The following is a 6,351-nucleotide window of genomic DNA, read 5'->3' as shown; positions in this document are numbered from 1 at the left end:
GGAAAGACTATCAACCCAAAAGCCTGCCATAAAAAGCACGATACCAACTAGCGGCACTACCCCCCGATCGACCATTTGAGCCGCAAAATTGATTTGCCATTGGCGATCGGCAATCTGGTAAGGAATCGGCAGAATCAGAATATCGATTAGGGCTGCCAGGGTGACTACAATACCCACAATTTTGAGGGCGCGAGACACCAGAACCGAGTAGGGGCGTTGGTTTGGAGCTTGTTTCAAAGTCATGGTTCAGTAATGTTTGACGGCAACGGACTTCATTCTGGAGTGCAAGGGGCTTCAAAGCAATCGGGATGCAACAGTGGAGCAACAGCGACTCTTCAGTGTAGCTTTCCCTGCCGTCTAAAAAACGCATCAGCTTACAGGAAAACTGCGGTTAGAGCTGAAAGAATTGAGTACATCGTCACTCCTGCTTTAAAAATTTGCCTACACTATTGAGTAAATAAAATCATTCGGCACATTCAGTGCGGCTCATTCCGGGCTTAGACTGCATGACCGATCGCGATAGGGTGTCGAGGAGGATGACGTGAGTAAGCACATTGAAGTTTTGCCAGACTCAAAAGCATTGATTCAACGATCGCTCGAGCTCGTGCTGGAAAAACTGCGACAGGCGATTGCTGAACGGAACACGGCGACGATCGCCCTCTCAGGGGGCAGCACGCCGAAACCACTTTACGAAGCTCTTGCCCGACAGGATTTGCCCTGGGAAAAACTTCAGATTTTTTGGGGCGATGAGCGATATGTACCCCACGACCATCCCGATAGCAACGCTCTAATGGCACGACAGGCATGGCTGGATAAAGTTCCGATTCCGGCTGCAAATATTCATCCCATGCCAACTGACGAATCCGATCCAAATGACGCAGCTGCCCGATACGATCGCGAACTGCGGCAGTTATTAAAGCTCGAGCAGGGTCAATTTCCTCAGATTGACGTGATGCTGTTGGGCATGGGTGACGATGGACACACCGCTTCTCTGTTTCCCCGTACGAATGCGCTGCAAGTGTGCGATCGGCTCGTCACCGTGGGCAACAAAGACGGCCAGCCTCGAATTACCCTGACCATTCCAGTGATTAACGAATCGAAAGCAATCATTTTCGTCGTTGCAGGTGAAAACAAGCAGGCTGCCCTTGCCCAAATCTTTGCGCCTGACCCCGATACTGAAACTTATCCATCGAGCCTGATTCATCCTGAGCATGGCGAACTGTGGTGGTTGCTTGATCAAGCAGCAGGAGCAAACCTACCGCAAGCTTAAAGGCAGTGATAAAGTACGTAGGATAAATAAGGCACAAAGCAAATAAGATAGAGTCAGCGTCACCACCGGGAGACAGGGCATGATCGTTTGTCCGAACTGCAACCACCAGAATCCAGATGCCGCGATTCAGTGCGAAGCGTGCTACACGCCCCTGCCTGCCATGATGAGCTGCCCTAACTGTGGCGCGTCTGTTCAAACGGATGCAAGCTTCTGTGGTCAGTGTGGCTCTAGTCTTGAAGTAGGTTCAGCGCAAATGCCGCCCGACGCCGTGCCAGCAACTATTTCGCCTGATCTGGACATTCCTGATCTGTCTGTCCTTGACCCCCTGGTGTCTCCTGACCCGCTTGTGTCTCCGGTGTCCTCTGCCGCAGCACCTCAGTCAGCTGCACCTCAGCCTGATAATCCTCCCCCGATAACACCGCCTGCGATCGCTGCAACCGAGCCATTTGTGACCCCGGCTTTCCCTGCAAGTGCTGCGGGAATCGGCTCTAAAACTCAGCTCCAGACTCAAGCCGTCCGTTTACTGCACGTTCAGACTAATACTGCGATCGAGCTTTCCCCCGCTCTGACGGTTATCCACATCGGCAAACCCAACGATCGCATCCCGCCGGATGTAGATGTTTCAGGGTTTCCCAATTCTGAAGTTGTCTCTAGAATTCATGCAGATATTCGCGTCGAAGGCGACCTCTACTATATTGAGGATGTGGGCAGCTCGAATGGCACTTATATCAACAATACGCCCCTGCCCCCAGGCAATCGTCATCGGCTCCGATCGGGCGATCGCGTTGCGCTAGGAAAAGGAGATAAGGTTTCTTTTTTGTTTCAGGTTTCATAGGCGAGCAACGATGAAAGGCAAATCAACTCCTTTTTCTTTCTGCTGCTGTTCTTGCTCGTGCCGCCCCTCAAGGATGGAACCTTAATTTTGAATTTGCTATGATTTCTTCTCTAAGTGCTCTTACCCTCCTTTGTGTAGTTGTGTGATCATTCTGTCTCTTCTCCACCCCGTCAAGCAAATCCCGGTGCAGGTCTGGACATTTTCAGACTCGGAATCTGTGATTCGCATCGGTCGATCTAATGACAATCAAGTTGTTTTGTACAGCGCAGTGGTTTCTCGTCATCATGTAGAGCTGCACCGGGTTAAAGCAGGATGGGAAATGATCAACCTAGGCACTAATGGCACTTACTTTGAAGGCAAGCGGGTGACGCAGGTTCCTGTGATGGATGGAGCCGTGATTCGATTAGCGCGATCGGGACCCAACCTGCAAATTCGTCTGAACGAGTCGGCACTGGAAGAACTAAACCGCAATCCGATGCTGGCTCGCCTCAGCCATTCTGGTCAGGATGCTTCTCATGCACCAACTGAAATCACTTCCCAGACCTATCCAGAATTCACAAACCAGGACACGCCCAAGCAATTTTTCTCAGCGGATAATTAAGTGGCTTAGCAGTTCAATCGGAAATTGCAAATAATTTGGCGATGCGCCGTGTTCAAAGAGAATTGGCAGTCTATCCTGAAAAAAGGAGAGCAGAATTGCTTGTCCTGTTCGCAGTCTGAGTGCCGCTCAATATCATGCAAATCTATCTCGACTACAGTGCAACGACTCCGCCTCGATCGGAAGTTATTGAGCGAATGCAGCAGGTGATGCAGGAGCAGTGGGGCAACCCCTCTAGTTTGCATCAGTGGGGGCAGCGATCGGCAGTGGTTTTAGAGCAAGCCCGAATGCAAGTAGCAGCGCTGCTAGGTGCGTCTCCAGAGTCGATTGTCTTTACTTCCGGCGGCACTGAATCCAATAATTTCGCCATTCTGGGCGTGACGCGTCAGTATCGGCAACCGCAGCACCTAATCATTTCCAGCGTTGAGCATTCTGCCATTTCGGAGCCTGTGCAGTGGTTAGAGCAGCAGGGGTGGCAGGTCACTCGGTTGCCCGTGGATAGTCTGGGGCGGGTGAATCCGGCTGATTTGCAGGCGGCACTGCGTCCAAACACCGTTCTCGTGTCGATTATTTATGGACAGAGTGAAGTTGGTACGGTTCAGCCGATCGAAGCTTTAGGGGAAATCGTCCGCGCTCATGGGGCAATCTTTCATACTGACGCCGTTCAGGTCGCTGGAAGACTGCCGATTCAGGTCGCTCAGTTACCTGTTGATTTGCTTTCGGTGTCCAGCCACAAGCTTTATGGTCCTCAGGGAGTGGGCGCGCTCTATGTCCGTCCTGGTATTGATCTGGTGCCGTTGCTGACGGGTGGCGGACAGGAGTTTCGACTGCGATCGGGAACTCAGCCCGTGCCGCTCATTGCAGGCTTTGGTTTAGCCGCAGAGCTCGCTGCTGCAGACCTGTTGACAGAATCCCTGCGCCTAATCCGGCTACGCGATCGGCTCTTTGACCAGCTTGCAGAGGTAGCAGATTTAACTCCCACAGGCGATCGGCTGCATCGGCTACCCCACCATGTCAGCTTTTACTGGCGGTCGGGCGACGGTGAGCGATTAAGCGGCAAGACGCTGGTGCGGCAGATGAATCTTGCGGGAATTGCCATCAGTGCCGGGTCAGCCTGTCATAGCGGCAAACTGGTTCCCAGTCCGGTACTGTCGGCAATGGGGCTGAACGATCGCGCTGCAAAATCAGGAATCCGCCTGACGCTCGGACGACTCACAGCTGAAGCAGATATTGACTGGACTGCCTTGGTGCTGAAGCAAATTCTCGATCGCCTCACGCCTCTACCCACGCTTTCAATTTGTCATTCTCTGTAGAATTACGGATAATGGCAGAGACGCAAGTACAACTTTAGGCAGATGTCCTGATTGAGCTAACCTTGCTCAAAAGCCATCATGCTAACTATCAAACGTTGCGTCTACCAGCATTTATGAGCTTCATCCTAAGTACCGTTTTTCTGCTAAGTTCTGTTGTATCATCTGTTGCTGAACCCAAGCAGCTTCTCGAAGCGATCGGCCCCAGTGGGAATCAGCTTAGTGAGCAAACTATAGACCTGCTCGATTTCCAGGCAAAAAATCCTCCGTGTGACCCGATGCGCTGTTACTAGGAGCGACGCGATTCTTCCAAACGCAATTCTTCTAAAATAGTCTGACTAAAATAGTCTGAAATCCTGGTTCGAGTCGATCGCTCAGTTTATTTTCTTTTTGTTTCATTCGATCGAGACAAGCAAACTCACTAGTTCTTCAACCTACTACCTGGGTGGTTTAACTGGACTAACTGGTGAATTGAAGATTGAAAGATTGATTGTGGAAGTTAATTGTGGAAGCGATTAAAGCTCCAGAAAGTGATAGAGAACAACACCTGTTGCAGGATGGTTTTCGACCCCCACATAGCCCGATTTCACCATTTCCTGCAGGACAGCTTCCACTTCATCGAAATCAAGCCCTGTATCCAGAACCCCCTGCGTCACCGATAGTTTTCCCCCTCGCGCAACTGCCGCCTTGAGCAGCTTCAGTCGAGCTTCTTGTCGAGCCAGCTTTGAGTTTGATTGCACCATAACCTTCTCAGCTACGGGCTGAACCGCTCCGGTACTTGCAGACAGCAACTCCGAAAGTCGCCGATCTTTGCTTTTGACATTGTGCGACTCCACCATATCGGGAATCAGGAACAAATCGATCACTTGTCCAATTCCAAATAAACCCCAAGTACAAAACCATAGCGCGCCTGTTATGGGCTTTCCGTTGTAGAAGCGATGCAGCCCAGAAATGCCAAACAGCCAACCTAACCACAGCAAGTAGCTTGTCCCGGATTTGTTCATCGCGGTTTCCTCTTGTGCTACAACCTTTTAGGACGCGGGAGCCTCTTGCTCAATTTGCTCAATCACACCACCGCCCAGGAGCAAATCGCCCTGATACCAGACGGCTGCTTGCCCTGGCGTGATACTAAACTGTGGCTCATCAAAGATAATTTTGGCGCGAGAATTCGTGAACGGCATCACCGTACAGGGCACAGCCGTCGATCGATAGCGAATTTGTACCTCTGCCCGAATCGGAGCCGTGGGTTCTGCGATCGATACCCAGTTCACGCGCTGTACCGTACAGTCTGTATTTTGTGCGTGAGTGCGATCGCCCACCACAACCTGATTCCTGACCGCATCAATGCCCACGACATAAAGCGGTTCTGAGTGGGCGATCCCAATGCCCCGCCGCTGACCGATCGTATAGTGATGAATGCCGTCATGCTCACCCAGCACTCGACCTGAAACATCCACAATTTCGCCTTTTTGAGGGGCCAGATACTTGTCGAGAAACGTCCGCATTGAGCCGTGTGCCTCGATCAGGCAAAGATCCTGACTTTCGGGTTTCTCAGCAGTGTGCAGCCCAAATTCTGCCGCCATGCGTCGAGTTTCAGTTTTGGGCTGGTTGCCCAGCGGAAACAGGACGTGAGCAAGAATGTCCTGGCTCAAGTCATACAAAAAATAGGACTGGTCTTTGCTCAAATCAACTGCACGGCGCAGCTCATAGCGTCCATCAGGGGACTGGGTGATGCGAGCATAGTGCCCTGTTGCAATGCGATCGATTCCCAACTCGGTCTGAGCATAGTCCAGCATTGGACCAAACTTGACCGCTTTGTTGCATTGAGAACAGGGCAGCGGAGTGATTCCAGCTCCGTAGCCGCTCACTAAGTAATCAACAATATTCTTTTCAAACGCTTCCCGGCTATCGACAACGTGATAGGGAATATTCAGCTCTTCACATAGCCGTGCTGCATCGACCATGCCTTCAGAGCAGCATTGCCCCTTTCCTTTCATCAGCCATAGCGTCACTCCAACCACTTCATAGCCCTGGCGATGAAGCGTGGCAGCCGCAACTGAACTATCGACTCCTCCAGAAAGACCAACAGCGACTTTATTCATGAGTCTGCAATGAAAAGAAAAACAAAGAGTACAGTGGGCAAGCACCCTGAGGCAGGAAGCTGAGAAAATTCATCAACCTCTAGACTAACATTTGGATTCGGGTTCATGCTTTCAGCGATTCTGTTGCTGTTATCGCGTTGGCAGGGGTTAAAGGGGCAAGGGATGCTTTTACCATTGTGGGGTTTTTCTTCTACGATCGTCACTCAGCCAAAAAGTTCTAAGTCAAAAAGTCCTGA

The 6,351-nt window shown here is 51.2% G+C and carries 7 protein-coding genes; 4 read left to right on the top strand and 3 right to left on the bottom strand.

The window, feature by feature from the left end; all coding sequences use genetic code 11:
• On the bottom strand, positions 1-243 hold a 243-nt coding region (locus H6F80_RS01950), incomplete at its 3' end, for an HpsJ family protein (protein WP_206755022.1).
• A gap of 298 nt (positions 244-541) precedes the next feature.
• Here H6F80_RS01950 and pgl point away from each other — a divergent pair.
• The 4 genes from pgl to H6F80_RS01930 all read left to right on the top strand — a co-directional run bounded on the left by pgl (position 542) and on the right by H6F80_RS01930 (position 4,016).
• A complete protein-coding gene (gene pgl / locus H6F80_RS01945; protein ID WP_190789936.1) occupies positions 542-1,270 on the top strand; it encodes a 6-phosphogluconolactonase in 729 nt (242 codons plus the stop codon).
• A gap of 79 nt (positions 1,271-1,349) precedes the next feature.
• Positions 1,350-2,105 (top strand): double zinc ribbon and FHA domain-containing protein, encoded by a 756-nt coding sequence (locus tag H6F80_RS01940; RefSeq protein ID WP_190789935.1) that lies wholly within the window; start codon positions 1,350-1,352, stop codon positions 2,103-2,105.
• 142 nt (positions 2,106-2,247) lie between these two features.
• Entirely contained in the window at positions 2,248-2,706 is a 459-nt protein-coding gene (locus H6F80_RS01935) for an FHA domain-containing protein (protein WP_190789934.1), read from the top strand.
• Between the two features lie 134 nt (positions 2,707-2,840).
• On the top strand, positions 2,841-4,016 hold the full coding sequence (locus tag H6F80_RS01930; RefSeq protein ID WP_190789933.1) for a cysteine desulfurase family protein: 1,176 nt from the start codon (positions 2,841-2,843) through the stop codon (positions 4,014-4,016).
• A 512-nt stretch (positions 4,017-4,528) separates the two neighbouring features.
• On the opposite strand, the gene H6F80_RS01925 is transcribed toward H6F80_RS01930, so the two are convergent.
• Positions 4,529-5,017, bottom strand: a complete 489-nt coding sequence (locus H6F80_RS01925; RefSeq protein ID WP_190789932.1) for an NINE protein — start codon at positions 5,015-5,017, stop codon at positions 4,529-4,531.
• Between the two features lie 27 nt (positions 5,018-5,044).
• Positions 5,045-6,115: a tRNA 2-thiouridine(34) synthase MnmA gene (gene mnmA / locus H6F80_RS01920; protein ID WP_190789931.1), complete on the bottom strand. Its 1,071-nt coding sequence runs from the start codon at positions 6,113-6,115 to the stop codon at positions 5,045-5,047.
• Positions 6,116-6,351: the final 236 nt, after the last annotated feature.

The organism is Leptolyngbya sp. FACHB-711, from assembly GCF_014695615.1.
Lineage (GTDB): Bacteria > Cyanobacteriota > Cyanobacteriia > Elainellales > Elainellaceae > Leptolyngbya_A.
The sequence above is the reverse complement of the archived record's forward strand: the minus strand, read 5'-3'. Positions and strand labels throughout refer to the sequence as shown.